This window comes from Peribacillus sp. P4_C12 (genome assembly GCF_056402095.1).
This window is the reverse complement of record NZ_JBFUIB010000943.1, coordinates 1-977: the sequence shown is the minus strand read 5'-3', so window position 1 is coordinate 977 and position 977 is coordinate 1. Positions and strand designations below refer to the sequence as shown.

The 977-nt window shown below is 38.9% G+C and carries 1 protein-coding gene; it reads left to right on the top strand.

The features are described from left to right. Positions 1-977 (top strand): sigma 54-interacting transcriptional regulator (locus AC1DUW_RS30450; RefSeq protein ID WP_477644394.1); only part of this gene is annotated, 977 nt, incomplete at both ends.

The window sequence follows — 977 nt, the reverse complement described above, 5'->3', positions numbered from 1 at the left end:
CGGATAATGGCGATATTCTTTATGTAGGCAGTGAAACACAATTTTTGGATAATTTATTGATTGATGCCCATGAAACGGAAAAACTGAATCGCGCTCTTGATGCCATTATTGAAAATTCCTATGATGGGATTTATATCACCGATCAAAATGGCATTACACTTTACACAAATTCAGCGATTGAACGGATTACTGGCATTCCGAAAGAATATTATATCGGAAAATCGGTGGACCAATTAATCAAACGAGGTATTTTGAATACTTCGGTGACACATAAGGTAGTGAAGCTGCGGCGAACGGTTTCAGTCGTACAGGATAATTTTGCTGGAAAAGAAACATTAATTACAGGAAGTCCCGTTTTTAATGAAGAAGGTGAAATTGAGCAAGTCGTTACGAACATACGTGATTTGTCAGATTTAAATGAACTGATGCATGAATTGACGAAAGTAAATGAATTGAATAATCAATATAAGCAGGAAATTGAAAAACTTCGAAAGATAACAAGTCAGGATGGGGTTGTTTTTGTAAGTGATAAGATGAAAATGATTTATGAGATTGCCGAAAGAATCTCGGATATTGATGCGACAGTACTAATCTTAGGAGAAACGGGCGTTGGAAAAGATGTACTGGCCCGTAATATTTACAACCGGAGCATCCGATCTAAAAAAGGAGATTTCGTAAAGATAAACTGCGGGGCAATTCCGGCGGATTTATTGGAATCCGAACTCTTTGGATATGAAGGCGGCGCGTTTACCGGTGCTAATCAAAAAGGGAAACCAGGGATGTTTGAAGTGGCTGAGAGTGGGATTTTATTTTTGGATGAAGTGGGTGAGCTTCCTCTACAATTGCAGGTAAAGCTACTTAGGGCACTTCAGGAAAGGGAGATTCAAAGAATCGGAGGAACGAAGCCCAAAAAAATTGATGTTCGAATAATCGCAGCCACGAACCGCAACTTATTGGAAATGGTTAAAGTAGGTGAA